This window comes from Mycobacterium sp. VKM Ac-1816D (assembly GCF_000416385.1).
In the GTDB taxonomy this organism is placed as follows: Bacteria; Actinomycetota; Actinomycetes; order Mycobacteriales; family Mycobacteriaceae; genus Mycobacterium; species Mycobacterium neoaurum_A.
Window position 1 is genome coordinate 1 of record NZ_AOHQ01000079.1, and the last position, 333, is coordinate 333.

The following is a 333-nucleotide window of genomic DNA, read 5'->3' on the forward strand; positions in this document are numbered from 1 at the left end:
ATCGATGAGGGTGATGTGTCGTGTTCTCGGGATTTCGACGTCGGATCTGTTGTGGGGGAACAGGGCTGGTCCCAGCGGCATCGTGGCGTATCGGTGCCCAGACGGTGAGGTCCATTCGGTGGTGCCGTCGGGGTGGGCGGTGGGGGTCCAGCCGGTTTTCAGTGTTTTGAGTAGGTGGTGTTCGCGGCAGAGCGGGCGCAGGTTGCCCGGGTGGGTGGCCCCGGCCGGCCACGCGACGACATGGTCCAGGTCGCAGCGTTGGGCGGGTTTCCCGCAGCCGGGGAAACAGCAGGTCATCGCGGTCATGCGGACGTAGGCGGCCAGTTTCGCCGA

1 pseudogene is annotated in these 333 nt (G+C 66.4%); it reads right to left on the minus strand.

The window, feature by feature from the left end:
• Positions 1-333 (minus strand): annotated as a pseudogene (locus G154_RS27000) (HNH endonuclease); the annotation flags it as partial.